A 25798-nucleotide genomic window follows, 5' to 3' on the forward strand; every position below is an offset into this window, starting at 1 on the left:
TCCGGCCGATGTACGTGGTGAAGTAATCGCCCACGTTCGGGATCTGGCTCTCGTGCGCCAGGTAGACCCAGTTGCCCTCGAAGATGTGCTTCATCTCGAGTTCAAAGATCTCCTCGTCCGTGAAGATCTTGCGTTTGGTCCGGTGGATCCCGTTCTCGTGATCCTCGACGACGGCATCGTCCAGCGTAGCGCTGACATCGCTCAGTGCCTGGGTCATCTTCGTCTCCTTCATCTATGTCCGCGGCCACGCAACCATGTGGTCGCAGTCACGCGGGGTCTTGACATTTAGCGACCACTCTTCCAGCCGGAGGCGTACCTCACACTAGGGGCGCCCCTAGGGTTGACCTAGGGTGGAATTGAAACGACACACATATCAATACGGCTGATTTTCGTATTTGTCCGTCCTAAACAATGTGGTTAGGGTTACAGCAACACGTTTTTCTGTATCGCTGCTCACCAAACAGCAGTGCGGGGCGCGGCTTGGGGAACAGGGCCGCATCCGGCAGCGGTACCGCCAAAGGAAAAGAAGGAAACGACATGACACAGGAAATTCAGGCCACCGCCGCCGCCTCGGGTGCCAACGCAACCGAGCGCTTCCGTGAGAACAAGAAGTTTGCCGCAGACACCAGCAAGGAACGCGTTAACCTGCTGGCGTCCCGGGTGATCGGGGCGATCAACGACACGATCCTGGAAGAGAAGGTCACCTACGACGAGTACAACGCGCTGAAGGCGTGGCTGATCCAGGTTGGCGAGGACGGCGAATGGCCGCTGTTCCTCGACGTGTGGGTCGAGCACTCCGTCGAAGAGGTTGCCAGCGAAGACCGCGAGGGCAGCAAGGGCACCATCGAAGGCCCGTACTACGTTCCGGATTCCCCGTCCCAGCAGACCCCGGCCACGCTGCCGATGCGCGACGACGAGCCGGGCACGCCGCTGCTGTTCCAGGGTCGTATCACCAACGTCGACGGCGAACCGCTGGCCGGCGGCATCGTGGAGATCTGGCACGCGGATGACCAGGGCTTCTACTCCCAGTTCGCACCGGGTCTGCCCGAATGGAACCTGCGCGGCACCGTGGTTGCCGATGCCGACGGTTTCTACCAGATCAACACCATGCAGCCGGCCCCGTACCAGATCCCGACGGACGGTGCCTGCGGCAAGCTGATCGCCGCCGCCGGCTGGCACGCCTGGCGTCCCGCGCACATCCACGTCAAGGTGCACGCTGCCGACCACCAGCTCATCACCGCCCAGCTGTACTTCGTGGGCGACGAGCACCTCTCGGACGACATCGCCTCGGCCGTAAAGCCTGAACTGGTCCTGGACCCGCAGGACAAGGCGGACGGCACCGGCCGCGAAGTCACCTATAACTTCGTGCTTGACCCGGCCAAGTAAAACCGGCACCGGTTTTTGCGGCACCGTGAGCGGAGATGGATCCGTTCGCGGTGCCGCTGCATTTAAGCCTGCGAAGTTGTTGTGTCCGGCTCGACAGCGGATCTGGATCCGCCACCGGCACTATTGGCGATCAGCATGCCGAAGTCGCGGCCCCGGGCCAGCCGGTCCTGCCAATCGTCGTCGTTCTTCGCAGCATCCCAGGAATGCACCATCATGGATCGAGAGTACGCCTGCTGATCGTGCGCGGTCTGCGATACGGTCAAAGCTGGCAGCGGCAGCGGTAGCCGCAGGGACAGTGGCAGTGGAGGAAGGGGCCGGCAATGACTTTAGTGGGGTCTGCGGCGACAGTGGTGCTGCTGCGCGATTCCCTGGCCGGACCGGAAGTGCTGCTGCTCGAGCGGCCACGGCATACCGGCTCCTTTGCCGGCGCGTGGGTTTTTCCGGGCGGCCGGGTGGATCCGGAGGACTATGCCGGCGCTTCCGCGGATACCAATAACGACGGCGGTGCGGACAGGTCCGGGGATGAGGCGCACGAGCTGGCCGCCGCCCGCCGTGCCGGGGTGCGGGAAACCGTGGAGGAGACGGGCGTAGTGGTTCCGCCGGAGAGCCTGACCCACCTGTCCTGCTGGATCCCGCCGGCTGAGGCCTCGAAGCGGCTAAAGACCTGGTTCTTCCTCGCATCTGCCCCGGCGCAGGAGATACAGCTGAACGAGGGCGAGCTGATGGACTATGCCTGGCTGACACCTGCGGAAGCACTGCGCCGCCATCAGGAAGCAATCATGCAGCTGGTCACGCCAACCTGGGTGACGCTGCACTTGCTGCTGCAGGATTCGACCGTGGCCGGGGCTCTGGAGCGGGCGGCTTCGGGCGAACCGGAGACCTTCCAGAGCCGCCGGCTGGCGACGAGCGGTGGCAGCCAGGTGATCGTCTGGGCCGGCGACGTCGACTACGAGCAAAGCAGTCTCGCGGCGCAGGCCACTGGCAAGCACCGGCTGACGATGAATGGCTTGAACTGGATCTACGAGCGCAGCTAGCCAGCCCGCTGACCGAATAATCAGGCGTTGGCGGTGTTGCCCGCGCTGCCGCCGGATACCTTGTAGCTCCACAGCTCCGCGGACATGCCCACAGGCTTCTGCGGCGGCGCGCCCTCGCCGCCTTCCTGCGAGTGGCCGTGGCCGAAAGCCTTCGAGCTCTTCCACGCCTCGAAGGACTCCTCGTCCCGCCAGCGGGTGATGACCAGCCAGGTGTTGCGCTCGTCAGTGGGCTGCAGCAGTTCGAAACCCTCGAAGCCGTCCTGGTTGTCCACGGCGCCGGCGCGCGCCGCGAAGCGCTTGGCCAGCTCGTCTCCGGAGTCGGCGGGTACGGTAATGGCGTTGATTTTCACGATGCTCATGGGCCTATTATGCTCGGACTCACTGACCATAGACTGGGTCCAGCCCTATATGACGGCCCTTTTATGACAGGAGCGCACGATGGCACGGAAGAAAAATTGGAAGGAACTCAACAACGGCCAGAAGGCCCGGGGCGCGCTGATGATCGGCGTCCAGTTGGGACTGCAGGCCGTGGCGCTGAAGGACCTGAAGCGCCGCTCCGCCGCGGAGGTCAATGGACCGAAGGCGGCCTGGGTGGCCGGCACGTTCGTCAACTTCCTGGGCCCCATCGCCTACTTCCTTTTCGGCCGCAGGAAGGTTTAGCTTTTCGGCCAGTCGCGGTAGGGGATTCGGTCGATCGTGACGATCTGTCCCAGCCGGCTCCACTCGTTGAGCCCCAGCCGGGCCAGTGGCTTTAGCCTGCGCGCCTCCGGATGCTTGCCGTCCAGCATCTCGTGATTGACGACGGCGTGGCTCACCTCCCCGAGGACCAGCCACGAATTGCCCACCGGCACGATCCGGTGCAGCTTGCATTCCAGCGCCGCCGGCGATTCCGCGACCCTCGCCGGACGCACGGTGAAGCTCGACTCCATCGCCAGTCCCACGGCGTCGAACTCGCTGATATCGGCGGGAAAATTGGTGCCCGTGCCATTGATCTCCGCGAACAGGTCTTCGGAGGCGAAGTTGACCACGAATTCGCCGGTGGCCTCCACGTTGTTCAGCGAGTCCTTCCGTGCGGTCGGGGTGAACTGGACGATCGGCGGATCGGTGGAGGCGACCGTGAAGAAGGAATGCGGGGCGAGATTGGGAATGCCCTCGGCGCTGAGCGTCGAGACCCAGGCGATCGGGCGCGGGATGACCACGGATGTCAGGAACTTGTAGAAGTCCCGGGAGCCCATGTCGTCAGGGGAAAAGTCCACTCGCATGGTTTCATAACACCATAGCTACCCGCATCCGGCGGAGTGATCCGCGAGGGCTGGAGGCTGCGACGATGGACCTGAACCTGCTGCGCACGTTCCTCTCCGTCTACGAAACGGGCAGCCTGACCCTGACCGCGCGGGCGCTGTTCGTCACGCAGCCCTCGGTCAGCCACACCTTGGCCCGGCTGCGGCAGGAACTCGGGGACGAGCTTTTTGTCCGCGGCGGCCGGCGGATGGAACCGACACCGTTGGCGCGCGAACTCTACCCGGTGTTCCAAGAATCGGTCAGCAGGATCGACCTCGCCGTCGACAGCGTCAGGACCTTTGACCCTGCGACGTCGGCGTACCGGTTCCGGCTCTGCCTTTCGGACCTGGGGGAGCTGGGTTTCCTGCCGCAGATCCTGCGCCGGATCTCTGCCGAGGCGCCGGAGGTGGAAGTCGAAGTGGTGCCGATGGAAATCGAGTACCTTGCCGAGTGGCTGGCCAAGGGGTCGGTGGACGCGGCCATAGCGTCCTGGCCCATCAGCGGCAGCTTCGAGAGCGTGCTGCTGAAGAGGGAAAAGTATGTCTGCCTGCTGCGCAAAGACTTCCCGCTGGCCGGTGAACACCTCAACATGGCGGAGTTCCTCGCCGCCGGGCATGCCATCGTGGCGCGCAGCACGGGACACCAGCTCGCAGAGCAGGCAATGGACGCTCTGGGCATCGTCCGGCGTTCCACCGTCATGGTCCACCATTTTGCGGTGCTGCCCGCCATTGTCTCGGAGTGCAATCTGGCCGCTATTGTCCCGGAGTCCATGGCGGCCGGATGGCTGCAGCAGTGGCCGCTGAAGATCGAGGATCTGCCCTTCGACGTACTGCCCCTTGAGGTGACGCTACACCGGCGCGCGGCGGACCGGGAGTCGGCGGCGTTGGCCTGGTTCCATCAGGCGCTGCTTGAAGCCCTCACCTGACTCCCGTGACTATTAGCTGTATCTATTTCAACTAGTCATATTATTCAGTGGTCTCATGGATCACAGCTTCCTAGACTGGAGCCGACTGCGGACCTTCAGCTTCAACACAAGGAAGTGCATGATGAAACGACTGGTCACTACAATTTTCGCCGGGGCCTCACTGGTCCTCCTGAGCTCGTGCGGTTCCGGCACGCCGTCGGGAGCGGGCAGCGGGCCCGCCAACGGCGATGCGGCGGCGGGCCTGACCGAGGTGACCGTCGGCGCCATCCCGATCGGCGATGTTGCACCGATCCACCTGGGCAAGGCGAAGGGCTTTTTCGAAGAGGAAGGACTGGACCTGACCATCGAAAACACCACCGGCGGCGCGGTCGCCGTGCCCGGCGTGGTCAGCGGCAGCTTCGACTTCGCCTTCGGTAACACCGTCTCGTTGATGGTCGCCCGTGACCAGGGGCTGGACCTGAAATACGTCGCCAACGGAACTACGACGGCGGGTGGAGACGAAGGCGACTTTGCCGGCGTCGTTGTTGCAGCGGATTCGGACATCCGGACGGTCGCCGACCTGGAGGGCAAGACGGTGTCGTCCAACAACCTCGCCAACATTGGCGACACCGCGGTCCGGACCGCGGTGGACAAGGCCGGCGGGGACGGTTCCAAGCCGACCTTTGTCGAAGTGGCGTTCCCGGACGCGCTCGCTGCAGTGGAGAACGGGCAGGTCGATGCGGCGCTGATTCTGGAGCCGTTCCTGACGCCGGCGATCCAGAGTGGTGCCCGCGTGGTGTCCTGGCCGTACGCTGAGAGCCATCCGAACCTGGACATCGGCGGGTACTTCACCACTGAGCAGAAGATCGAGCAGGACCCCGGGATGGTGGAGAAGTTCACCGCCTCCATGAAGAAGTCCATGGAGTACGCGCAGGAGAACCCGGAAGAAGTCCGCGAGATTATCGGCACCTACACGCAGATCGACAAGGAACTGCTGGACGAGATCGCCCTGCCGCGCTTTACCCCGGAGTTCCACCGGGACGCAGCCCAGACCCTGGGCGAAGCGGCCCTGAAGTACGGCACCATCGACAAGGCGCCGGACCTGGACGCGCTGCTGCCATAGCCAACAAACCATAGAAAAGGATTGATATGAGAGTCGCAGAAGCTGTTGGACGCACTTTGGCCCAGTTGGGTATTGGACACGCTTTCGGGGTCACCGGAAGCGGCAACTTCCACGTAACCAACGCCCTGATGGATGCCGGCGTGAAGTTCACGGCGGCGCGGCACGAGAATGGGGCGGCCTGCATGGCCGATGCCTACTCCCGTGCCAGCGGCCAGGTTTCGGTGCTCAGCGTGCACCAGGGCTGCGGGCTGACCAACGCCATGACCGGGATCGGGGAAGCGGCCAAGAGCCGGACGCCTCTGCTGGTGCTTTCCGGCGAGACGCCGCCCACGGACAAGGCCTCCAACTTCTGGATCGACCAGGCGGGTGCCGTTGGCGCATTGGGGGCCAAGGTGGAGCGGATCCATTCTGCCCGGACGGCGGTTGCGGACGCGGTCCGGGCCTACCGGCTGGCCCGGGATGAGCGGCGGACTGTCCTGTTGAACCTGCCGCTGGATGTGCAGGAAGAGCAGATCGACTGGTCCCCGGAGCTGGTGCCGGACATTGCGCCCCGGCTGGCGGCCGGCCCCTCGCCGGAGGCGATTTCCCGGCTGGCAGACCTGCTGGAGGAGGCCGAACGGCCGGTCCTCGTGGGAGGCCGCGGGGCTTTCGGCGCGAAGGGGGAAATCCGCGCGCTCGCGGCACGGACCGGCGCGCTGCTGACCACCTCTGCCGTGGGCCGTGGATTGTTCAACGAGGACCCGTGGCACCTGGACGTGATGGGTGGCTTCGCCAGCCCGGTGACGGCCGAGCTGGTCCAAGGGGCCGACGTCGTTGTTGCCTTCGGTGCCAGCCTGAACCGCTGGACTTCGCGCAGCGGTTCCTTGCTAGAGACGGCCACCGTGGTGCAGGTGGACGATACGGCCGAAGCCATCGGCTTCCACCGGCCCGTCGAGTTGGGGGTCATCGGAGACTCGGCCCTGGTGGCCGCGGCCGTGGACGCCGAACTCGAGCGGCGGGCGGTCAGCAAAACGGGCTACCGGACCGAGGACGTGGCGGTGCAGATCAAGTCCGGCCGGCGCTGGCGCGATGTCCCGTTCGAGGAGATTGCCACGGCGGAGACCATCGATCCCCGGACGCTGACTATCGCGCTGGATGACTTGCTGCCGATGGAGCGCGTGGTGGTTCCGGACGGCGGAAACTTCAACGGCTACCCGGCCATGTTTTTCCAGATTCCGGATGAACGCGGTTACTGCGTGCCGCTGGCATTCCAGTCGATCGGCTTGGCGCTGCCGTCCGCCATCGGTGCCGCCCTGGCAACTCCCGGCCGGATGGCGGTGGCCGGGATCGGCGACGGCGGCTTCATGATGAGCTTGACCGAACTCGATACTGCGGTACGGCTGAAGCTGCCGATGGTCGCGGTGGTCTACAACGACAACGCTTACGGCGCCGAGGTCCACCACTTTGTCCACGAGGGCGCGTCGATGGAGGCGGTGGAGTTCCCGGAAACGGACATTGCCGCCGTCGCACGCGGTTTCGGCTGCACGGGGGTCACCGTGCGTTCGGTCCAGGACCTGCAGGGTGTGCGGGACTGGCTGGAGGGGGAGCGGACCACGCCTCTGGTGATTGACGCGAAGATCAGTTCCTTCCCGTCGTGGGTGCTGGCCCATACGTTCGACGACGAGTAGGGGCTTTCTGTCCGAGGCGGTGCGTCACGATGTGGACAAGATCCGACTCGAACCGTTGACCGGCACTATGGCCATAGGTATTGTGATGCGGGGCACGCTTTGGGGTCTTTGTTCGTGCCTTTGCTTTGTTGGGAACCGGGATTTGGAGAAGCAAGTGAAGAAACTTCGTGCAGCCTTTGCTCTGACGGCCGTGCTGGCCGTGACCGCCTGCGGTGGCGGCAGTCCCTCTGGCGAGGAAGGCGGCGGTGGATCGCCCGGTGCCGGCGGGGAACTGACTCCGGTCAATGTCGGCGTCATCCCCATTGTCGACGTCGCCCCGATCTACCTGGGTGAGAAGGAAGGTTTCTTCGAGGAGGCCGGGTTGGATCTTGAGCTGACCCAGGCGCAGGGCGGTGCGGCGATTGTTCCGGCTATCACCAGTGGCCAAATGGATTTCGGCTTCAGCAACGTCACGTCGCTGATCATCGCGCGGTCCAAGGGGCTGCCCATGCAGATGGTCGCGAGCGGCTCGTCCACCACCGGGGATGAAAATGAAGACTTCGCGGCCGTGATGGTCAAGCCGGACAGCGGTATCGAGGAGATCAAGGATCTTGAGGGCAAGAAGATCGCCGTCAACACGCTGAACAATATCTCTGACTCCACCATCAGCGCCGCCGTCGAAGAGGCTGGCGGTGACCCTTCCAAGGTGGACTACGTGGAGATGGCGTTCCCGGATATGCGGGCGGCCCTGGAGCAGGACAACGTCGATGCGATCGCCGCGGTGGAGCCGTTCCTGACTCTCGCCCGGCAGGACGGGGCAGTCCCGGTCTTCTCCAACTACGCGCATCCGGTGGAGGACCTGACCGTGGCCGTCTACTTCACTTCGGACGAGATCGCCGAGCAGAAACCGGAAGTCACCGAGGCTTTCGTCAGCGCGATGAAGAAGTCCCAGGCTTTCGCCGAAGAGAACCCGGACAAGGTGCGGGCAATCCTCCCCGAGTACACCCAGCTCGATCCCGCCATCATCGAGGAGCTCACGCTGCCGAAGTTCGCGCAGGAAGTAAACGCGGAATCCATCCAGGAGATCGCCGACATATCCCTCAAGGGCGGTTTGATCGAGGAGATTCCGGACATGGAAGCACTGCTTCCGCGCTAAGCGGAGATTCCGACGAAGGGCCCCTCCACAGTATTACGGGAGGGGTCCCCCTTGTGGCGCAAGCAGGACTGGGAGTGTCGGACCAACAGCAGCTTGATCTCAAAGTGACACGTAGAACAATCGCGGTAGAGGTTGTAAATGATCACAGTGGGCCCTTACATGCCCGTGGATCTGGTCAGCAGCGAGCTTGAGGCAATGTAATTCGGTATTACCTTGGGATTCGGCAATGTTCATAAGGGGCGTTGGCTTGGAGGGGGCCGACCGGGGGTGCTCCAATGCTGCTCTCCCCGGGACGCCGGATGAGTTGGTCGAGCGCATCGCGGGGTTCAGGGAAACACTGGGGGATTCGAACTGGTTTGGCACCAACCTATGGCGCCATGCCTTATGGCTTGGCACGGCAGAGCGTGCGGCTCGTCGCCGCTGAGGTCATGCCGCGTGTAGCGGGCCTGACAGGGGTAAAAGCCGCCGCAGCGGTGTAGTAGGCATTGGCGTTGATGTTCGACATGCTGCCCGGACTCCGGCGTGCGCCCGAGCGCCGTTTCGGGTTCTGGGTATCCCTCGGCCGGGTACGGGCCAGCTCGGCGATGTTGACCGACCGTTGATTATGAACAATCCAACTATGGATTAATTCAATGGAATTGAACGCTAGCAGTCGCGGAACTCCTAGCGTCCCCAGGCATTCGGAGCCATGCGCAGACAGTCTCAAATTGAGACAGTCTCGCCGTGGACACTCCAGTAGCGTCATGTGTGTCAGTTCACAAATCGTGACGGGAGAGATAAATGCAACCGAAGGAAGGACACCGGCGAGCTACGCTATGACGCAAACGATCGAGAGTCTGAGTACGAGGTCCCTAGAGACCGTGCGCATTCCCATGCGGGACGGCGTACACCTGTCTGCTGTTGTTTACCGCGCTTCCTCGGATCAGGGGCAACCAGTCCTTTTGGTCCGTACGCCTTACAACGAGCAGATGTCTCGCTCCTTGCCTATTCTGCCGGCGCTTGAGGCAGGTTTCGCCGTCGTTGTTGAAAATTGCCGGGGCACCGGTTCCTCCGAGGGGGAACTACGGGCGTTTGAGAACGAAACCAACGACGGCCTCGATTCCATCGCCTGGCTGGTGGACCAGCGGTGGTCGTCGGGGCAGATCTGCATGTTCGGTGCCTCCTACCTCGGCATGTCGCAACTGGCAGTTAGCGGCCACCGTCCGGAGGGCCTCACCGCCATCGTTCCAATCGTTGCCACCAACAGCTACCGGGACGGTCTGGTCTACAAGCAGGGTGCGCTGCAGCTCGGACAGGGACTCGGCTGGCACACGTTGAAAACAGCGCAGACCTTAGGAGAACGTGCCGCACGGGGCGAAGATATCGCGGCAAAAATGGGTGCCTTCATTAGCATGACGCGCGACATGGAAGCCACTTATCGCACACTGCCTTTGACGGACTTAAACGCCATCACTGATGTCCTGCCCAGCTGGAAGGACTGGCTGCATAAGGAAACGGATGCCGATTACTGGAAGCAAATCGGCTACACCCAACATCGGGCCAGGACTGAAGTGCCGGCCCTGCACGTCGGCGGCTGGTTCGATCTGTTCCTCGGCGGAACACTCGACAATTACACGACGATCGCGCAGAAGGCGGAGTCCCCCGAAGCCCGTAGGAACCAGCATCTGATTGTTGGTCCCTGGACCCATACAGACCAGAGTGGTGCCGCGGGTGAACTGCATTTCGCGGCCGGCGCGGCCCAGGCCATCCGGCTTGAGGAACAGCAGCTGCGCTTCCTGCGCGAGAGCGTCGACGGCGATGCTACGTCTTTGCCTCCGGTCCAGATCTTCGTCATGGGGGCAAACCGGTGGCGTGCGGAGGAGGAATGGCCGTTGGCCCGAACGCAGTGGCAGAAGTGGTACCTACAGGCCGACGGCGGGCTGGGGCAAGAGCCGGGCGGAAAGAATGCCATCGTTGAATTTGTCCATGATCCGCACAACCCGGTACCGACCGTAGGCGGCGGCACACTGATCAACGGCGGGCCTGATGGCGGTATGGAATATATGCCTGGCGCGCGCGATCAGAGAGTCTTGGATGGCCGTAGCGATATTGCAAGATTTACCAGCCATGTCCTTGCAGACGAGTTGGAAGTCACCGGTCCGTTAACCGTCACGCTGCACGCGTCGACATCAGCACACGATGCTGACTTCACCGCGAAGTTGGTGGATGTCTGGCCGGATGGCAGGGCCATGGGGGTGGCCGACGGCATCGTTCGGGCCCGTTATCGCAACGGGATGGATGACGCCGTGATTGTCGAACCAGGGGAGGTTTACGAATACACGATTGATCTGGTTGCAACCAGTCAGGTCTTCAAGAAAGGCCATCGGATCCGCGTGGATATCGCGAGTTCCAATTTTCCATGCTACGACCGGAATTCCGGGATCAGGAAACCAGCCGGCGACGTCACCGAAGAAGACTTCGTCACGGCGGTACAACAGATTTCCTGCACGGCAAGTCAGCCCAGCTACATCCAATTGCCTGTAATTCCTTCATAAGGAGAACTATCTATGCATGCTCGACGACGCGCACTTGCTCTTGCGGCTACAGCCGCACTTTTGATGACCGGTTGTGCCGGCACCGCTGTCTCTAACAGCGGCGGCAGCGCCGGTGCCGACGGAGGTGCCGGTCCCGAAGCCTTGGTCAGCGTTCCGGGTTTCGACGCGGAAACCAAGACCATTACAGTGGGGAATTTGGTGCCGACCTCCGGAGTATTCGCTCCGGCGGTTACCAATGTCACCGGTCAGGAAGCGTGGTTCCATCGGGCAACGCAGCCCGGCGGCCCTTTGGAGGGCTTCACCGTGGAGGTGGAAAACTACGACACCGAATACAACCCTTCGGTTGCCGTCCCGCTGTACAACTCGATGAAGAACGACGTACTGATGCTCACGAATGTGCTGGGCACCGCCATTGTCCAGGCGCTCCTCCCTCAGCTCGAGACCGATAACATGATGGCAATCCCCGCAGTTGCGGTTGAGGATTTGCTTCAGCACCCCAACATTGCCCCGTTCGGCCCGGTTTACGCGACCTACCATTCGGCGGCGGTCCAGTACTTTGCTGACGAGCAGGGTCTGCAGGAGGCTACGTACTGCGCGCTGTTGCAGGATGACGACTTCGGAGACCAAGTGGAGCACGGCTTTGACTACGCCGTTGAAGAGCTGGGCCTCAAGAAGGGTGTTGCCGTTCGGTTCCCGACGGCGCATCAGGACTTCACTCCGCAGATTTCCCGCCTGAAGAGTGCAGGCTGCGAAGTGGTTGATCTCGGCGGGGCCGGTGCCGTAATCCAAAACGCCGCTGTCCGCGCCGTGCAGCTGAACTTCGATGCAAAGTGGATCGCGGGCAACACCGCCTACAACGAGAGCCTCGCCACCGGGCCCGCCGCTGACTACATCAAAGAGAACGTAAAGTTCTTCGTCACGGGCACCGAATGGGGCGATACATCGGTTGAAGGTCAGAAGATGTTGGAAGAGGATCTGGCCGAGATAGACCCGGACCATAAGCCGATGGCCAACAGCTATCAGACGGGTTACTTGAGCGGCATGGTGGCTACTGCAATTCTCGAACAGGCCATCGCCGACGGCGACCTGTCTCGCGAGCACCTGATGGAGGTTGCAAAAACCCTCGATACGGTCCCGGACTATGGAATGGGCGGCGGCGACTACACCTATGGAGGCGACCCCGCGAAGCGCAAGTCAGGTCACTTCATCTCCGTCTTCACAGTCAACGAGGACGCTGCCACAGGCCTAAAGCTGGAGGAATACAACTACGATTCGGCCGTTGCCAAGCAATTCAACGCTACCGAAGTCGGTAAGTAAAACCGCCGGACCCGGTACGGCTCTCACTAAAGGAGACATGATGAACGCCCAGAGACGGCACATCAGACAGAGTCCAGATCGCTTAAGCGCTTCGAAGCTTTTGTCAGTTGAAAACTTATCCGTGGCCTACAGCGGCGGTTCGATTTCGGCGCTCGAAGGCATCAACCTTGATGTGCATGAAGGCGAGATCGTGGCACTCCTGGGAGTGAACGGAGCAGGTAAGACGACCTTGCTTCGCGCCGTATCGGGTCTGTTAGGCCTGCACGGAGGCGCCGTACGAAGCGGGTCAATCAGCTATCAGAGGAAGAACCTGGGCGATGAAAGCCCGTGGGGGAGGGTACGCAAAGGAATCTCCATTTCCCTGGAAGGACGGCGCGTCTTCACTGATTTGAGTGTCCAGGACAATCTCAAGGCGGGCGGATACACACAGTCGAAGTCAGCTGCTGCCAAGGCCTATCAGAACGTAGTCGAGCTGTTCCCGGTCTTGGCGCGGAAGCGGGATCTGGCGGCCGGGTTATTGTCCGGTGGAGAGCAGCAGATGCTCGCCGTCGGCCGCGCACTCATGCAGGGGCCGAAATTGTTGCTGCTGGACGAGCCGTCATTGGGTCTTGCCCCCTTGATCGTCAATCAGATCAGGGACATCATTGTGGAAATCAACGGTCAGGGATGCAGCGTATTGCTGATTGAACAGAATGTGGGAACGGCTCTGTCCATTGCCGATTACGCCTATGTGCTGGACAGCCGCAGGGTTGAGCACCATGGCACGGCACAGGAAATGCTTGCGGATGATACCTTGCGAGATCTATACCTCGGTATCGCTGCCCCGGCGGCAGGCCGGAAGCTGAACAAGGAAGCGGTGCGCTGATGCTGAACGTTGAATCCCTCAGGCTGGAGTTCGGGGGCGTCGTTGCCCTGAAAGACGTGGACTTTTCGGTCGAAATGGGCGAACTCTTCGCCATCCTTGGTCCCAACGGAGCTGGGAAGACCTCTCTGTTCAACTGCCTCAGCGGCCTAGTGAAGCCCAAAGGCAGCATCCAGGTCAATGGCAATGAAGTCATTGGAAAGAAACCGCACGAAATCGCGGATATGGGCATTGCGCGGACCTTTCAGAACCTTGGATTGTTCGGCTCTATGACCGTTGCGGAAAACATCCTTGTCGGCAGCCACCTGCAGATCCAGGGCGGTGCGTTCACTGCCGCCATCCGTTGGCCCAGCGTGTTCCGCTCTGAGCGGCAGGCTCGCCGGAACGCGGATGAGTTGATGGAGTTGATGAACCTGCTGGAAGTCCGCGATTCCGTGGTGGACACGCTGCCGTACGGCATTCGCAAGCGGGTGGAAATCGCCAAAGCCGTCGCGTCCAAGCCTTCATTGCTTCTGCTGGATGAACCCGTGGCCGGTATGAACCATGAAGAGACCGAAACTTTCGTTGAGTATGTGCTGGAACTGAAGAAACAGTTGGGATTGACGATCGTCCTGATCGAACATGATGTGGCGATGGTTATGCGGATCGCGGACCGGATCCTTGCACTTGATTTCGGAGAAGTCATCGGATTGGGGACACCTGCCGAAATCCAACAAAACGAACGTGTCATTGCTGCCTATCTCGGCGCAACAGACGAATCCGACGCGCAGACAGAGTTGCTCATGGAAGGGGCGATCAGTGAATAACTTCATCCAACTGACCGCGTCCGGCATCTCGCTAGGCATTCTCTACGCCCTGGTGGCCATCGGATTTGCAGTACTGCTGAAGGCAACCGGCCACTTCAATATGCTGCCGGGGGCGCTCGTTCTGCTCGGTGCCTACCTGACCTACCAGTTTCACGTCCTGTGGTCGCTGGGATTCATCCTTGCCGTGGCTCTGGCTGCGGTTGTCTGCACGGCGTTAGGCATATTGGGCGAGCGATATCTGTTTTCCAAGCTCAGCGGCAAGGGGCACAAGTCTATCGAGCACCTTTCCGTTCTGTTGGTCAGCCTGGGATTGATCTCGATCGCGCAAGCCGCCGTGGTCAGCATTTGGGGTCCGTTGAATTACCTGATCAATGATCCATGGGGCCTCGACGTTGTCCGGCTGGGCGGAGTGGCCATCGCTGTCCGCGATATTTGGGCCGTTGTCCTCAGCCTCGGCTTGCTTGGAATTTTTTACTACATCATCCAGCACACTAGGGTCGGCGTTGGTATGCGCGCCGCGGCCAACGATCCGGAGGCCGCGCGTGCCCAAGGCATCAATCCGCACGTTATTTCAGCTACAGCCTGGGCAATGTGCGGTGCGGCCTCGGTGCTGGCTGGCATGATGTTGGCTACCGAAATCGGCGGGGGACTTGTGCCGACGCTGGACCAAGTCGCTTTCACTGCCCTGCCGGCCCTGATCCTCGGCGGCCTCTCGTCACTTCCCGGCTGCATTTACGGTGGACTGGCCCTGGGCCTTGTGCAGACTTATGCCTCCGGTTATGTTCCCGAAAGCTTCGGCCAGGGCTTCGCATCGGCCTTGCCCTGGGTTGTGCTCATCCTGCTGCTCGTGGTCAAGCCCAGCGGATTCGCCAAAACACTTGAAACAAGGAGGGCGTGAGCGCCATGGCCATTACAGAAACGGTTAAGCCGGTCAGGACAGCCCATGTCCAACGGGAAAGAAGTCGGACGAAGGACGAATCGCAGCTCTGTGTCTCCAAGGGGCAGCGAATCGGGCTGGCCGTCGGTTTCCTGTTGATCTTTGCGGTGCCGCTTAGCGTCGGAAACCCCTTCCTGATTTCCCTTGGCGTGACCATCGGAATCTATGCAATTGCTGCCATCGGGCTCAACGTGCTCTCCGGCTATGCCGGGCAAATTTCGCTGGCGCAGAGTGTTTTTGTGGGCGTCGGAGCGTTTGCTGGCGTCGCGTTGGCTGGCCTGGCTGAACTGCCGCTGCTGGTCTGGCTTCCGGCCACCTTTATCATCGGGGGCTTGGCCGCGGCCATCGTGGCGCCGCTGACGCTGAGGCTGAAAGGTGTGTTCCAGATTGTCTTGAGTCTCGGCTTGATTTTCGTCGGTACCTACATCTTCGTGAACTCGACGGTCTTTACTGGTGGCAACAGCGGTATATCTGCTTCTCCCGCGTTGTCCCTGGGCTTTATGGACTTTGGCAATCTTGTCGTCGGCGGCATGGCCTACGGCTACCAACAGGGCCTGTTCATCCTGGTGTGGCTGTGCGTGGCGGCCAGTATGATCGCAGTAGTCAATATGCACCGCACCAGATTCGGGCGGTCCATGATCGCCATTCGGGAGGCTGAGACGGCGGCGCAGATTGCCGGCATCAACACCAACGGCGTCAAAGTCAAAGCGTTCATCATCGCCGGAGCATTCGGCGGCTTGGCCGGCGGGCTGTTGCTGGCGCAGCTTCGGTATGTGCAAACCCATCAGTTCGGTATCAACATGGGGCTGGAACTATTGATCATCGCCGTCGTCGGCGGTTTGGGTACCACCTGGGGCCCGGTTATCGGTGCCGCGATTATCAGTGCCATTCCGGTCCTGGCCACCCAATACGCGGAGTACATCCCCTTCCTGCAGGAGGATTTCAGCCAATCCGGTGAAATCGGGATTCCAGTTGGCCAGGTTGGACTACTGATTTACGGTCTCGCCCTCGTGCTGGTCATGGTCTTCGAGCCTCGGGGTGTCTCGCACTGGTTCAAGATCGGCGGCGAGAAACTGCGCTCCCTCGGCTCAGGCAATAGGGCAGTAGTGGACGTCCGCAAGCCTTCATAAAACCCCTCTGCTTCGGCCCGTATGTGAGCTCGAATCGACCGTAAATTCCCTGCGGTCGGATCGGGCTCACCTGCGGTTTTTTCCACTTTCTGAAGGGTTGAGAGACCGGATCGTTGACAGTCTCAAAGTGAGACGCAACGTCGGGACTGGCCCCGATACTGTGAAACCAGATACATCACCTAGTGATGTGGATTACGGAAAAAGACAGCACACTGAAAGGACTTGAACGATGCTGAACATCGGAATCAATCTGGGCTTCGGGAAGCTTGATGAGAACCTGACCGACGAAGAGATGTACCACGGCGAGATCGATCTTGCCGTCCGCAGCGAGGTGCTGGGATATGACAGTGTCTGGGCTGTAGAGCATCACTTCAGCGATTACTCGATGTGCCCGGACAACCTGCTGATGATGGCGAATATCGCAGGGCAAACGAAGGAAATTAAGCTCGGCACCGGTGCCGTGATTGTTCCCTGGAATGATCCGCTGCGTGTCGCAGAGAAAGCCCTGATGGTGGACGCCATTTCCAAGGGCCGTCTGCTGCTAGGTGTCGGCCGAGGCCTGTCCCGCAAAGAATATGTGCCGTTCCGTATTCCGCTGGAGGAAACGCGGGATCGCTTCGACGAGGCGTCTGCCATGATTTTCGAAGCTGTTGAATCAGGCACTATCGAGGGTGAGGGGCCGTACTACCCGCAGCCGCGCACCGAGCTCCGTCCGGGACCTAGAGGGTCATTCGTGGACCGCCGCTACTGCGTCGCCGGATCGCCGGATTCCATCACCTCGGCAGTAAACCTGCGTGCACGTCTCATGTCATTTATTGTTCGACCGGTTCCGGACCTAATGGGCAATTTCAACACCTATCGCGAGAAGTACGAGGAACAGCATGGTGAGGTTGCTCCTCCTATCTGCCTTAACGTCAACATGTACTGCCATGAAGACGATGGACTGGCCCAGGAACGTCATTTCGAATACATCTCCCGGTTCTTCCACTCGAATGTGGATCACTACGAAATGGCCGGCGACCACTTCGCCACCACCAAGGGATACGAACGCTATGCCGATGGCGCGAAGCGGATCAGGGAAGCCGGGCTCCAGGGCGCTGCCGACAAATACGCCGAGACGGCCCTCTGGGGCAACCCCGAGCGCATCCTTGGTCAGATCGAAGAGATTCGCGACGTTCTCGGAGACTTTGAAATCATTGTTGCCCCGTGCTTCGGGGGCATGCCATACGACCAGGCCCGCGACAGTCTTGAGCTGTTCGCACGTGAAGTCATGCCAAAGGCGCGCAGCCTGAACGGGAAGAGGGCCAGCGTCGCGGCGTAGGGTTTCGGGAACCGGCGGCCAAAATCGCCGGTTCCCGGTGAACCTTTAGGGATCAATCGAGGGAAGGAAAGCGATTTTGTTGACGCGGAGGGATAAGGCATGAATGTCCAGTTACTCAATTCCGGGCGTCAGGTCCCCTCCACTGCAGCTGAATGGGGCCGGGTACACGAGAGTAAACTTGAGGTGCTGAAACAGGACGCGCGGAGGATTGACCCGGCCGATTTTCCTGATGTCCGCAGCGAAGTCGTCATGTCCTGGAAGCGCTCCATGCTGGCCGGGGTGGACCCCTGGGACGCAGAGATTCCCTTTGACCAAGACTTCACCCCCAAGAGCCGGCTGGCCCAGGTGGCCCAACCCATCCTGAACCGCTTGGAAGACCAGATCTCGGACCTGAGTTCCTGGGGATTCATCACCGACCGGGCCTGCAGGTTGCTAACAGTTGTCGTCGGGGACTCTCCACAGGCCAAAAGGCTGCGCCAGGTCGACCTACGGCCGGGTCTGTGCTTCGCCGAAGACGCGATCGGAACCAACGGCATCGGCTGCGCTCACGAAGAGCAAAAAGCCTTCATCGTTTCCGGTACCGAGCATTTCCGGATGAACACGGAAATTCTCACTACAACCGGTGTCATGATTCGAGATCCCTATACCAAGCGCTACGTGGGAACCCTGGGTGTCCACTGCCGCCGTGAGTACGGTTCCGCCGCATTGCTCCCGTTGGTGACCGAAATCGCCCGTTCTATGGAAACGCAGTTACTGGCCAGCCGTGCGGACGGTGAACGTGTTTTCTTCGATGTTTTCCTCCGAACGCAGCGACGCTTCAGAGGACCGGCGGTAGGTATTACCAGATCCCTCTACCTTGCCAACACGCAGGCACGTGAAATCGTTCGGGAAGCGGACGAAGACCTGCTGCGCAGGCTGGCCGAAGAAGCGAGTGTTCGGTCCCGTCCGAGGACCGTGCGGCGGCGATTGAGCTCGGGACACGCAGTGACCATCCAGATAGTGCCTGTAGAGCAGGTGAGAGGTGATTTTGCAGCTGTCCTTACTCTGGAGCCTGAACTCGAACGAAAAAGCGTTCACTTCGGCGGTCTTCAGCTGGAGGGCGGCACTGCAGACCGCCCCGATTTCCGTACACAGCTCACTCAGGGCCTGAACGCCGGCCATGCAGTGCTGCTGACGGGTGAAAGGGGAACAGGCAAGCGCTTCACTGCTATGGACGCTTTACGGCAGCAGTCGAGCATTGAACCAGTGGAAATTGATGGTTCCGTGGTAAATCTGGGTCCCGCCGAATGGCTGAGGGCACTGCGGTCAGTGGTAGAAGTTCTGGAGCGACCGGTCATTCTGAGCCATATCGAGGAAATCCCACTGGACCTAGTGACGACCGTCGCGGATCTCGTCGCGAGGGCCTCATGCACACTTATCGGGACGACCTCGGAAGAAGCGGATGAAGATAGCCCGACGGTTTTCGTGCATGAGAGTTTTCCTGTCGTGGTCCCGGTACCGCCGTTAAGGGATCGTGCGGATGAATTTGCGGCGCTGTGCCGCAGCATTCTGGCTGACCTCGAGGCAGCGGACGGCAGGACCGGCACCCTTGCCACGAAAGCCTTGGCGGCGTTGGTCGCAGGTGACTGGCCCGGTAACATCCGCCAGTTGCGGCAGGTCCTTGCCACGTCACGTGTACGGGCCACCGGCCACGAAATAAGGTTAGGCGACTTGCCACCGCGCTATGGAAACGGGCAGAGCGGAAGATACCTGGGGGAGATGGAACGGGTGGAGCGGCAAACTCTCATCGTGGCCCTGAGGGAAGCCGGCGGCAACAGAAACATTGCAGCAGAGAAACTCGGGATCTCCCGCGCCACCATTTACCGCAAGCTCAAGCGCTACGAGCTGCACTGATCCCGCAACACCAGCAGGCAAACGGGAACAACAACAGCACAACAGCCGTACTGCGCATGCAGTCAGCAAAGAAATGGGACAGAGATGAACAGGACTGTGGATTTCGCCGGAACGACGGCGGTGATTACCGGGGGTGCCTCGGGCATCGGGAAAGGAATTGCCAAAAGCTTCTTGGCCCGCGGCTCCAACGTCGTCATCGCCGACATCGATGAAGCATCCCTTGCGAGGACAGCCAAGGAATTGGGTGTGCTGGGCCTACGGACAGACGTCACGGATCCCGAAAGCGTCCAATCGCTCGCCGACAGGGCGGTCGGGGAATACGGCGAAGTGCACGTGATCTGCAACAACGCCGGTGTAGGTCCGATGTCTGCGATGTCCAGCCTTACCCTGGAGGACTGGAAATGGATGATCGACGTCAATCTATATGGCGTCATCTACGGCGTGCACGCCTTCCTGCCGGTACTTGAAAAGAACACGGACTGGGGACACATCGTCAACACCTCCTCGATGTCGGTAGTTGCGCCGCCGCCGAACCTAGGCGCCTACGTGGCGGCCAAGGCCGGCGTGCTGGGCCTTACCGAAGTGCTCGACAAAGAGTTGGAACAGAGGAATTCCGTCGTACGTGCAACCGCACTTATTCCGGGTCCGGTGCGGACCAACATCATGAATAGCCTGCGGACCAGGCCGGCGGCCGGGAACAGCTCGCTCTACGACGTCGACATAGCAGACAACGGCAAAAACTTCCGGTTTCTGGAACCAGAGGCTGTTGGTCAGATCGTCCTCGACGCCATTCGAAGCAACGCAACCTTCACTGCAACGCACGCCGAGTGGCTGCCCCAGGTAGCTGACCGGCACACCCGCATCCAGCAGGGTTTCCCGCCCTGCAAAACGCCTGAACAGTTTTCCACGGAAGGAAACAAACCATGACGAACGCGACCAGCGAACCGCAGACGCAAGCCCAGACCGCGACTGATGCCGCCATGGAACTCAGCAACCGGGTCCGGGCAGTGCACCGCCAGTATCCCACCGGTGTCACGGTGGTGACCGCTGCCGTCGGGGGAAAACCGTACGGTCTGGCCGTGAACGCCTTTTCCAGCATTTCGCTGGAGCCGCCTCTGGTTCTGGTCTGCGTCAACGAGTCATCTCGGTCCTATCCGGCGGTCTTCGAGAGCGAGTACATCGGCATCAATATCCTTGCGGCTGACCAGATGAATGTGGCTGCTACCTTCGCCAAATCCGGTGGTGACAAATTCGCTGAACTGGACTGGACGCTGAGCGAGTTGGCTGTGCCTGTTCTCAACGGCGTGGCCGGGCATTTCGAACTTGAAGTCAAGTACAAGATTCCGGCCTACTCGCACACGATCTTTATCGGCCAGGTTGTAGAAGCTGCTTCAGCACAGAAGGCCCCGCTGGTCTATCAGGCAGGGAAGTTCTTTGACGGCGCCCTGCTGGAGCCAGTTCTCTAGCCTCTCATCGAAGCGGAATCAACGAGGAGTTTACCCATGAGCATTACCCAGAACAGCATCGAAGACAGCAACCGGGAGCAGCTGCTGCTGGTTCTAGACCACAACGGACCGGAGGGCGCGCTGGAGTCCCTGGATAAGTACTACACCTCAGACTTCGTGCGCCACGGTGACAAGGGCGACTACGACAAAGAGCGGTTGCGCGAAGGGCTACGCCGTTTGTACATCGGATTTCCTGATCTGAAACGCATGCAGTTCGACATCATCGCGCAAGGGGACAAAGTGGCTTACCGGTGGGAAGCCACCGGAACACATCTGGGTGAATACCTCGGCGTGCGCGCCACCAAGCGGCCGGTCATCGCCCGAGGCATGGTGATGTGCCGCTTTCAGGACGGCATGGTCGCCGAAGAGTGGGCATCGTGGAACAAGGCGAGCCTGCTGCACGACCTTGGCATCATTCCGTTGGACCGATAGGAGCATTCTGTTGAAAGAATTCAAGGGGAAAGTTGCGTTCATTACCGGCGGCGCTTCCGGCGCAGGCTTTGGCCAAGCGCAGGTCTTCGGACAAGCAGGGTGCCGAATCGCCATAGCGGATATAAGGCAGGACGCACTCGACGACGCTGCAGTCAGGCTGCGCGAGGAAGGCATTGAAGCCCACACCATCCGGTTGGATATCTCGGACCGTGCAGCCTACGCGGAAGCGGCTGACGAGGTGGACTCGGTTTTCGGCGGCCCGCCGCAACTGCTGTTCAACACCGCCGGAGTTAACAGCTTCGGTCCGTTGGAAAATGCCACTTACGAGGACTTCGACTGGATCTTCGGGGTTAACCTCAACGGAGTCATCAACGGCATCCAGACTTTCCTGCCACGGATGATCGCCAGCGGCCGGGACGGGCACATCGTAACAACGTCCTCCATGGCCGGTTTCGAGGGAAGCCCGACGGCGGCAATATACGCAGCGACGAAGGCGGCGGTTTTCAACCTGATGGAAAGCTACGCCCTGGCGCTACCCAAATACGGCATAGGCGCGTCCGTCCTGTGTCCGGCGAGCATCCGCTCCAATATTGCCCATGCGCAGCAGACCCGCCCAGAGCATCTGGCCAAAAACAGCGGATTCCGTTCAGACGAGGAATTCATTGAACTGCAGCATCAGCTGTACAGCGGCGGTATGGATCCCGTGGTGCTTGCCCAGCATGTCAAGCGTGCTATCGAGAATGACGAGCTGTATGTCCTTCCCTATCCCGAGACGAAGGAGGGCATCCAGGCGCACTTCAACACGATCTTGGATGCCTTTGCTGATCTGGACAGTGACAGGGAAGGCGCCGACCAACGCGCCCGGGCCTTTGCGGAGTACCGGGCAAAGGCTGCCCGGAGCAAGGCAGCCCACGAAGCTGCCTCAACAGGGAGCGCGGCTCTAGCCAACTGAGGTGAAAGGGATGCAACTCGCCCCGCCGCTGTGCCATTTGACCAATCAAGGGAGTTTTCATGGCTGTTGTGCCACTCAAAGAAATCGTGGCCGTAGCGTTCGAGGAACGCTACGGCGTCCCCGCGATCAACATTTTCAATGACCTCACGCTGGAAGCGGTGCTGGCCGGTGCGGTTGAGGCGAACTCGCCGGTGATCGTCCAGACCTCAGTGAAAACCGTCAAATCGATCGGTTCCGCGGTGCTGTTCAAGATGTGGGAAGCGATGACCGCCGGGATTGAGGTACCAGTGACGCTGCACCTGGACCATTGCCCGGACCGCGCGGTCATTACCGAGTGCCTGGAGCGGGGCTGGAATTCCGTGCTTTTTGATGCTTCCGAACTGCCCGTGGAGGAGAATCTGCGGCAGACCATCGAAGTTGTCGCAGAGGCGCGAAAGTTCGGCGCCCATGTAGAGGGGGAGATCGAGTCCATCACTGGTGTTGAAGACGGCATCGGCTCCGATGATGAGGCGGCAAGGCAGCCGCTGGAGGTAGCGCTGGACTTCATCCGCCGGACTGGCGTGGATGTCTTCGCGCCAGCCATCGGCAACGCTCATGGCAAGTACAAGCGGGAACCGGTGCTGGATTTCGAGCGGGTGAGTGACATCGTGCACGCGCAGCCGGTGCCGATCGCCCTGCATGGCGGCAGCGGCCTGTCCGATGAGCATTTCAACGACCTCATCTCCCGCGGCTGCGCAAAGGTCAACATCTCTACGGCCCTGAAGGTAGAGTACATGCGTTCGAACCTGGAGTTCCTCAAAGCTGCCGAACAAGCGGATAAGTGGGATCCTCCGTCGTTGTTCAAAAAGGTCAGTGGCGATGTCAGGGACATGACCATCGGACTGGCCAAACAGTTCGGCAGCGCCGGAAAGGCGTGGTGACCGTGCCTGCTCTAATCTTCGACTGCGACGGTGTTCTAGCCGATACGGAACGCTTCGGCCACCTGCCGGCGTTCAACCGGACGTTCGAGGAGTTCGAGCTGCCAGTCAGATGGAGCGAAGCGGACTATGCACTCAAGCTGCGCATTGGGGGCGGCAAGGAGCGAATGGCCAGCCTGCTCACCGAAGAGTTTGTCGCAGCCAACGGACTACCAGCGGACGACGCAGGGCAGAAGGAAGTGCTGGCTGCCTGGCACAAATCCAAAACGTCCCATTACACTCGTGCCGTTCAGGACGGACTGATGCCGGGGCGGCCGGGCGTTGTGCGGGTAATCGATGAAGCGCTCGCCGCGGGATGGCAGTTGGCTGTCGCTTCGACATCTGCAGAAGCGTCGGTCCGTGCCGTGCTGGCACATGTAGTTGGCACCGAGCGGGCAGCGAATTTCAAAGTCTACGCGGGGGATATTGTGCCGCGGAAGAAGCCTGCTCCGGACATCTACGAACACGCCCTTTCGGATCTGGATGTGGCCCCTGATGAGGTGATTGTGGTCGAAGACAGTGGAAACGGTCTCCGCGCGGCACTGGCCGCCGGCCTGAAGACCGTGGTGACCGTCAGCAGCTACACGGCCGCTGAAAATTTCGACGGCGCAGCCCTGGTGGTCTCGTCCCTTGGCGACCGGGATGAACCTGCCGAAGCCCTGCATGACCCGCTTCGCCTTCAGCCACACGGCGAAGTAACCCTTGAAAACTTTAGGTCAATCCTGGCCGCCTCGGAGGTGAAAGCACCATGACAACCCAGAGTTTCATCGACACCGAATTCATCGTCAAAACCATTGCCCAGACCGCTGTCGACAGCGAACAGGAATTCTGTGACCTTGACGCCGTTGTCGGGGATGGGGATTTCGGCTACTCACTGGCCCGCGGTTTCGAAATTGTGCTGCAGGACTGGGAGAGCTATGACCGCACCGACATTGGAACATTCGTGCAGCGGGTCGCCATGGTGATTTCAGCACGTATCGGAGGTACCTCCGGTCCGATCTGGGGAACCGCGTTCCTGCGGGCAGCCTCCGTGGTCAAGGGTAAAGAAGCAGTCAACGGCGCTGATGCTGTTGCCATGCTCCGCGCCGCGGTGGAGGGAATTAAGGCACGGGGCGGTGCGGAGGTCGGGGAGAAAACGCTGCTGGACGCCCTGGTGCCCCTGGCCGACGCGCTGGAGCAGGCTAACGCAGAAGGTGCCGGAATAGCAGCAGCCATCGAAAAAGCAGCGAAGACGGCCCGCAGTGCCGCTGAAGCGACCAGCTCGATGGTGGCCAGGCGCGGACGGGCGAGCTACAGCGGAGAACGCAGCATCGGTTCCCCCGACGCCGGCGCCATGGCCGTGGCGATCATCCTCGAACGCATCAACGCCGAGTTGCCTGCACGTTAGGTAAGCAACCATCACAAGGAAGTGGAGCAAGCATGAAAAGGTTTGTCAATGACCCCAAAGATTTCGTTCCTGAGATGCTCAAAGGCATCGCGCTAGCCAATCCCGAGACGCTCGCCTATATACCGGAGTACAACCTCATCATGCGCAAGGATGCACCGCGGGAGGACAAGGTCACTATCATCCAGGGCTCCGGCTCCGGCCATGAGCCCGCCCACGTGATGACGGTGGGGAAGGGCATGCTCGACGGCGCATGCCCGGGTGACGTCTTCGCGGCACCTCCCGCACACTATGTTTACGAAACGACCAAGACCCTGGCCTCATCGAAAGGTGTGCTGCTGCTGGTCAATAATTACACCGGCGACAAGATGGCATTCGAGATGGCGCAGGAAATGGCCGAAGCGGACGGCATCAAGGTGAAGACATTGTTCATCAACGACGACGTCGCCGTTGAGGATTCGACGTTCACTGTAGGGCGCCGCGGTGTCGCCGGAAATTTCTTCGTCATGAAGGCTGTAGGTGCCGCTGCCGAGGCCGGTGCAGACTTGGACGAGCTGATCCGCATCGGCGAAAAGGTCAACGCACGCACCCGCACCATGGGCGCCGCACTCACCGCCTGCACGCCCCCGGCCAAGGGGACGCCGTTGTTCGAGCTCGGCGAATCGGAAATTGAGATGGGCGTCGGAATTCACGGTGAACCAGGCCGTCGGCGGGCGCCGCTCACGTCCGCCAACGAGATTGTGGACGAGCTGCTGGACAGCGTGGTCATGGACCTGCCTTTCTCCCGCGGAGACCGAGTGGCATTGATGATCAATGGCCTCGGAGGGACCCCGATCAGTGAACTCTACGTCCTGTACGGCCGGGCCCATGAGCGGCTGGCTGCCCGGGGCATTACCGTTGCGCGCAGCTATGTGGGCGAGTACTGCACTTCCCTGGATATGGCCGGCGCATCTGTCACTCTGGTCCAGCTTGACGACGAGATCCAGGAATTGCTTGCGGCCCCGGCTGAGATCGCGGCGCGGATCTTGTAGCAGCCCCGGATGGCTGCCGCGCTCGCAATCTGAGGTGCGTTGGTGCCGGTCCGCTTCTCTTGTGGACCGGCAGTCCGGCACACCCGGACTGCCTCACCCATCGCTTTTGCAACTATTGACTTTTTCAACTAAATGTATCTACCTTAGAGTGTTCCCTGCGGCTGTGCTCACGGGATCTGTTGGCTGAGGGAAGTCTTCCGGGTGCCGG

At 60.9% G+C, this 25798-nt stretch carries 26 protein-coding genes and 1 pseudogene; 23 read left to right on the top strand and 4 right to left on the bottom strand.

Annotated elements, in window-relative coordinates:
• A pseudogene (locus tag HGO92_RS20300) lies at nucleotides 1–217 on the bottom strand (benzoate 1,2-dioxygenase large subunit); the annotation flags it as partial.
• Nucleotides 218–537: 320 nt separating this feature from the next.
• Between HGO92_RS20300 and catA the strand changes: the two are divergent.
• On the top strand, nucleotides 538–1386 hold the full coding sequence (gene catA, locus HGO92_RS20305; protein WP_169998093.1) for a catechol 1,2-dioxygenase: 849 nt from the start codon (nucleotides 538–540) through the stop codon (nucleotides 1384–1386).
• A 62-nt stretch (nucleotides 1387–1448) separates the two neighbouring features.
• On the opposite strand, the gene HGO92_RS20310 is transcribed toward catA, so the two are convergent.
• Nucleotides 1449–1601 carry a hypothetical protein gene (locus HGO92_RS20310; protein WP_169998095.1) on the bottom strand — a complete coding sequence of 51 codons (153 nt, stop codon included), beginning with the start codon at nucleotides 1599–1601 and terminating at the stop codon, nucleotides 1449–1451.
• Nucleotides 1602–1706: 105 nt separating this feature from the next.
• On the opposite strand from HGO92_RS20310, the gene HGO92_RS20315 reads away from it, so the two are divergent.
• Complete coding sequence (locus HGO92_RS20315) at nucleotides 1707–2420, top strand: NUDIX hydrolase (protein WP_169998097.1); 714 nt, start codon at nucleotides 1707–1709, stop codon at nucleotides 2418–2420.
• A 20-nt stretch (nucleotides 2421–2440) separates the two neighbouring features.
• Here HGO92_RS20315 and HGO92_RS20320 read toward each other — a convergent pair whose 3' ends face one another.
• On the bottom strand, nucleotides 2441–2779 hold the full coding sequence (locus HGO92_RS20320) for an antibiotic biosynthesis monooxygenase family protein (RefSeq protein WP_169998099.1): 339 nt from the start codon (nucleotides 2777–2779) through the stop codon (nucleotides 2441–2443).
• Between the two features lie 79 nt (nucleotides 2780–2858).
• On the opposite strand from HGO92_RS20320, the gene HGO92_RS20325 reads away from it, so the two are divergent.
• Nucleotides 2859–3080, top strand: coding sequence for a PLD nuclease N-terminal domain-containing protein (locus tag HGO92_RS20325; protein ID WP_169998101.1), 222 nt, complete (start codon nucleotides 2859–2861; stop codon nucleotides 3078–3080).
• Here the strand turns inward: HGO92_RS20325 and HGO92_RS20330 are convergent.
• Complete coding sequence (locus HGO92_RS20330; RefSeq protein WP_169998103.1) at nucleotides 3077–3682, bottom strand: flavin reductase family protein; 606 nt, start codon at nucleotides 3680–3682, stop codon at nucleotides 3077–3079. The two genes, HGO92_RS20325 and HGO92_RS20330, sit on opposite strands and share 4 nt — an antisense overlap.
• A gap of 65 nt (nucleotides 3683–3747) precedes the next feature.
• Here HGO92_RS20330 and HGO92_RS20335 point away from each other — a divergent pair, with 65 nt between their 5' ends.
• The 20 genes from HGO92_RS20335 to dhaK all read left to right on the top strand — a co-directional run bounded on the left by HGO92_RS20335 (nucleotide 3748) and on the right by dhaK (nucleotide 25590).
• On the top strand, nucleotides 3748–4626 hold the full coding sequence (locus HGO92_RS20335; RefSeq protein WP_169998105.1) for a LysR family transcriptional regulator: 879 nt from the start codon (nucleotides 3748–3750) through the stop codon (nucleotides 4624–4626).
• A 118-nt stretch (nucleotides 4627–4744) separates the two neighbouring features.
• Complete coding sequence (locus HGO92_RS20340) at nucleotides 4745–5728, top strand: ABC transporter substrate-binding protein (protein WP_346769038.1); 984 nt, start codon at nucleotides 4745–4747, stop codon at nucleotides 5726–5728.
• Between the two features lie 26 nt (nucleotides 5729–5754).
• Nucleotides 5755–7395 (top strand): thiamine pyrophosphate-binding protein, encoded by a 1641-nt coding sequence (locus tag HGO92_RS20345; RefSeq protein WP_169998107.1) that lies wholly within the window; start codon nucleotides 5755–5757, stop codon nucleotides 7393–7395.
• Between the two features lie 154 nt (nucleotides 7396–7549).
• A complete protein-coding gene (locus HGO92_RS20350) occupies nucleotides 7550–8530 on the top strand; it encodes an ABC transporter substrate-binding protein (RefSeq protein ID WP_346769039.1) in 981 nt (326 codons plus the stop codon).
• A gap of 815 nt (nucleotides 8531–9345) precedes the next feature.
• Complete coding sequence (locus HGO92_RS20355) at nucleotides 9346–11064, top strand: CocE/NonD family hydrolase (RefSeq protein ID WP_169998109.1); 1719 nt, start codon at nucleotides 9346–9348, stop codon at nucleotides 11062–11064.
• A gap of 12 nt (nucleotides 11065–11076) precedes the next feature.
• The gene (locus tag HGO92_RS20360; protein ID WP_169998111.1) at nucleotides 11077–12381 is read left to right on the top strand and encodes an ABC transporter substrate-binding protein; all 1305 of its coding nucleotides are present in this window, start codon (nucleotides 11077–11079) and stop codon (nucleotides 12379–12381) included.
• A gap of 37 nt (nucleotides 12382–12418) precedes the next feature.
• Nucleotides 12419–13246, top strand: coding sequence for an ABC transporter ATP-binding protein (locus HGO92_RS20365; RefSeq protein ID WP_240974818.1), 828 nt, complete (start codon nucleotides 12419–12421; stop codon nucleotides 13244–13246).
• Nucleotides 13246–14049 carry an ABC transporter ATP-binding protein gene (locus HGO92_RS20370; protein ID WP_169998113.1) on the top strand — a complete coding sequence of 268 codons (804 nt, stop codon included), beginning with the start codon at nucleotides 13246–13248 and terminating at the stop codon, nucleotides 14047–14049. Before HGO92_RS20365 ends, HGO92_RS20370 begins: the two co-directional genes overlap by 1 nt.
• Nucleotides 14042–14947, top strand: a complete 906-nt coding sequence (locus HGO92_RS20375) for an ABC transporter permease subunit (RefSeq protein WP_169998114.1) — start codon at nucleotides 14042–14044, stop codon at nucleotides 14945–14947. The genes HGO92_RS20370 and HGO92_RS20375 overlap by 8 nt, the downstream gene beginning before the upstream one ends.
• Nucleotides 14948–14952: 5 nt before the next feature.
• On the top strand, nucleotides 14953–16116 hold the full coding sequence (locus HGO92_RS20380; RefSeq protein WP_169998116.1) for a branched-chain amino acid ABC transporter permease: 1164 nt from the start codon (nucleotides 14953–14955) through the stop codon (nucleotides 16114–16116).
• A gap of 229 nt (nucleotides 16117–16345) precedes the next feature.
• Nucleotides 16346–17437 (top strand): LLM class flavin-dependent oxidoreductase, encoded by a 1092-nt coding sequence (locus HGO92_RS20385; RefSeq protein ID WP_169998118.1) that lies wholly within the window; start codon nucleotides 16346–16348, stop codon nucleotides 17435–17437.
• A gap of 183 nt (nucleotides 17438–17620) precedes the next feature.
• Nucleotides 17621–19330: an AAA-type ATPase lid domain-containing protein gene (locus HGO92_RS20390; RefSeq protein ID WP_169998120.1), complete on the top strand. Its 1710-nt coding sequence runs from the start codon at nucleotides 17621–17623 to the stop codon at nucleotides 19328–19330.
• Nucleotides 19331–19414: 84 nt separating this feature from the next.
• On the top strand, nucleotides 19415–20257 hold the full coding sequence (locus HGO92_RS20395) for an SDR family oxidoreductase (protein WP_169998122.1): 843 nt from the start codon (nucleotides 19415–19417) through the stop codon (nucleotides 20255–20257).
• On the top strand, nucleotides 20254–20796 hold the full coding sequence (locus HGO92_RS20400) for a flavin reductase family protein (RefSeq protein WP_169998123.1): 543 nt from the start codon (nucleotides 20254–20256) through the stop codon (nucleotides 20794–20796). Before HGO92_RS20395 ends, HGO92_RS20400 begins: the two co-directional genes overlap by 4 nt.
• 36 nt (nucleotides 20797–20832) lie before the next feature.
• Entirely contained in the window at nucleotides 20833–21267 is a 435-nt protein-coding gene (locus tag HGO92_RS20405; RefSeq protein WP_169998125.1) for an ester cyclase, read from the top strand.
• Between the two features lie 10 nt (nucleotides 21268–21277).
• Complete coding sequence (locus HGO92_RS20410; RefSeq protein ID WP_169998127.1) at nucleotides 21278–22219, top strand: SDR family NAD(P)-dependent oxidoreductase; 942 nt, start codon at nucleotides 21278–21280, stop codon at nucleotides 22217–22219.
• A gap of 59 nt (nucleotides 22220–22278) precedes the next feature.
• Complete coding sequence (locus HGO92_RS20415) at nucleotides 22279–23139, top strand: class II fructose-bisphosphate aldolase (RefSeq protein ID WP_169998129.1); 861 nt, start codon at nucleotides 22279–22281, stop codon at nucleotides 23137–23139.
• 2 nt (nucleotides 23140–23141) lie between these two features.
• Nucleotides 23142–23927, top strand: coding sequence for an HAD-IA family hydrolase (locus tag HGO92_RS20420; protein ID WP_169998131.1), 786 nt, complete (start codon nucleotides 23142–23144; stop codon nucleotides 23925–23927).
• The gene (gene dhaL, locus HGO92_RS20425; protein ID WP_169998133.1) at nucleotides 23924–24562 is read left to right on the top strand and encodes a dihydroxyacetone kinase subunit DhaL; all 639 of its coding nucleotides are present in this window, start codon (nucleotides 23924–23926) and stop codon (nucleotides 24560–24562) included. Before HGO92_RS20420 ends, dhaL begins: the two co-directional genes overlap by 4 nt.
• A gap of 32 nt (nucleotides 24563–24594) precedes the next feature.
• Nucleotides 24595–25590, top strand: a complete 996-nt coding sequence (gene dhaK / locus HGO92_RS20430; protein WP_169998135.1) for a dihydroxyacetone kinase subunit DhaK — start codon at nucleotides 24595–24597, stop codon at nucleotides 25588–25590.
• Nucleotides 25591–25798: the final 208 nt, after the last annotated feature.

Origin of the sequence: Crystallibacter degradans, assembly GCF_012952295.1 — a bacterium.
Classification (GTDB): domain Bacteria; phylum Actinomycetota; class Actinomycetes; order Actinomycetales; family Micrococcaceae; genus Crystallibacter; species Crystallibacter degradans.

Coding starts and splice junctions, on each gene's coding strand:
- catA (WP_169998093.1), top strand. CDS start 538: ATGACACAGGAAATTCAGGCCACCGCCGCCGCCTCGGGTGCCAACGCA.
- HGO92_RS20310 (WP_169998095.1), bottom strand. CDS start 1,601: ATGATGGTGCATTCCTGGGATGCTGCGAAGAACGACGACGATTGGCAG.
- HGO92_RS20315 (WP_169998097.1), top strand. CDS start 1,707: ATGACTTTAGTGGGGTCTGCGGCGACAGTGGTGCTGCTGCGCGATTCC.
- HGO92_RS20320 (WP_169998099.1), bottom strand. CDS start 2,779: ATGAGCATCGTGAAAATCAACGCCATTACCGTACCCGCCGACTCCGGA.
- HGO92_RS20325 (WP_169998101.1), top strand. CDS start 2,859: ATGGCACGGAAGAAAAATTGGAAGGAACTCAACAACGGCCAGAAGGCC.
- HGO92_RS20330 (WP_169998103.1), bottom strand. CDS start 3,682: ATGCGAGTGGACTTTTCCCCTGACGACATGGGCTCCCGGGACTTCTAC.
- HGO92_RS20335 (WP_169998105.1), top strand. CDS start 3,748: ATGGACCTGAACCTGCTGCGCACGTTCCTCTCCGTCTACGAAACGGGC.
- HGO92_RS20340 (WP_346769038.1), top strand. CDS start 4,745: ATGATGAAACGACTGGTCACTACAATTTTCGCCGGGGCCTCACTGGTC.
- HGO92_RS20345 (WP_169998107.1), top strand. CDS start 5,755: ATGAGAGTCGCAGAAGCTGTTGGACGCACTTTGGCCCAGTTGGGTATT.
- HGO92_RS20355 (WP_169998109.1), top strand. CDS start 9,346: ATGACGCAAACGATCGAGAGTCTGAGTACGAGGTCCCTAGAGACCGTG.
- HGO92_RS20360 (WP_169998111.1), top strand. CDS start 11,077: ATGCATGCTCGACGACGCGCACTTGCTCTTGCGGCTACAGCCGCACTT.
- HGO92_RS20365 (WP_240974818.1), top strand. CDS start 12,419: ATGATGAACGCCCAGAGACGGCACATCAGACAGAGTCCAGATCGCTTA.
- HGO92_RS20370 (WP_169998113.1), top strand. CDS start 13,246: ATGCTGAACGTTGAATCCCTCAGGCTGGAGTTCGGGGGCGTCGTTGCC.
- HGO92_RS20380 (WP_169998116.1), top strand. CDS start 14,953: ATGGCCATTACAGAAACGGTTAAGCCGGTCAGGACAGCCCATGTCCAA.
- HGO92_RS20385 (WP_169998118.1), top strand. CDS start 16,346: ATGCTGAACATCGGAATCAATCTGGGCTTCGGGAAGCTTGATGAGAAC.
- HGO92_RS20395 (WP_169998122.1), top strand. CDS start 19,415: ATGAACAGGACTGTGGATTTCGCCGGAACGACGGCGGTGATTACCGGG.
- HGO92_RS20400 (WP_169998123.1), top strand. CDS start 20,254: ATGACGAACGCGACCAGCGAACCGCAGACGCAAGCCCAGACCGCGACT.
- HGO92_RS20405 (WP_169998125.1), top strand. CDS start 20,833: ATGAGCATTACCCAGAACAGCATCGAAGACAGCAACCGGGAGCAGCTG.
- HGO92_RS20415 (WP_169998129.1), top strand. CDS start 22,279: ATGGCTGTTGTGCCACTCAAAGAAATCGTGGCCGTAGCGTTCGAGGAA.
- dhaL (WP_169998133.1), top strand. CDS start 23,924: ATGACAACCCAGAGTTTCATCGACACCGAATTCATCGTCAAAACCATT.
- dhaK (WP_169998135.1), top strand. CDS start 24,595: ATGAAAAGGTTTGTCAATGACCCCAAAGATTTCGTTCCTGAGATGCTC.